Below are 1046 nucleotides of genomic sequence, written 5' to 3'. Positions count from 1 at the left end.
TTTGCTTCTTCAAACCAAAGCCGATATGCTTCTTTTAATTGGTATGCTATTTGCAATGTATCCGACATTTTTAAGTAACGTTCCAGATACCAGCGTTGCTTCTCAGTTAAGGTTTCGTGCTTCTTATTAAATACGTGCTTCATTCGCTTACACTTTTTACGGTCGTAGTCGCTAAATTGCTTTTATTCTTTTCTCCTTACACGTTCAAGAGCCCAATAAATATGCCGGCAAAAATGAAAACGGTCAGCTACTACAATTGGTCTCCCTAATGCTTGGTCCACGGCTGCTTTAAATGAAGGGCTCATATCCATAACCACCATTTCTACTCTTTGCCCATGTTCTTTCAAGTAAGTCTCTACCGTTTCCTTTTTCCTATCCGGCAATATCTCCAGGGGTTTCCGATCCACCGGATCGGCAATAATGGTTTGGTATTTTTCTCCGTCTGAATCTCCCTTATATTCATCAATGGCGATTACAGAAGGCAACTCTTCTGTTTCCTTCAAAAAACTAGATCCCACTTCATCAAACCTACGCATTACAGTAGTTGAGGAAATGTTAAATCGAGAGGCAACAGATTTAAAGTTTTTTCCATGAATTAGCTCCAATGCAATAGCTTGCTTTAGTTCTTTAGACTGCCGTTGATAGCGTTCTACTAATGAGTTATTCTCATAAAACCGTTTTTCACAATTCGGTTGTTCACATTTATAGCGACGCTTACGGTAAAAAATAAGTGTTTCTCTTACAAACAGTTTTGAATGCTGGATCTTTTGCGTACGGTAATCATGCACCTTTTTTGTAAGCACATTACATACTGGACAACGATGGGGTTTAACATCTAGTTCCACATGGAGCTGAAAAACTCCACCATTTTCAACTGTTTTTTTAATACGAAAGGCTTCTAAACCTGGTAAAGACATGTTAAAGTTCACTTACACGCAACTCCTTTTGTTTTTGTTTTGTGGGTAAAACAAGTCTAACAAAATTTGGAGTTTGCGTGTTTTTATTTAGCTGATTTTTCTCAGTACCCCAACATATATTTTAGAGCC

At 38.0% G+C, this 1046-nt stretch carries 1 pseudogene; it reads right to left on the bottom strand.

Annotated elements, in window-relative coordinates:
• Window positions 1-917: pseudogene (locus JUJ52_RS23025) on the bottom strand (ISL3 family transposase); the annotation flags it as partial.
• Window positions 918-1046 lie beyond the last annotated feature (129 nt).

The sequence above is a fragment of the Virgibacillus sp. AGTR genome, from assembly GCF_016919725.2.
GTDB lineage: Bacteria > Bacillota > Bacilli > Bacillales > Amphibacillaceae > Virgibacillus > Virgibacillus salarius.
The sequence above is the reverse complement of the archived record's forward strand: the minus strand, read 5'-3'. Positions and strand labels throughout refer to the sequence as shown.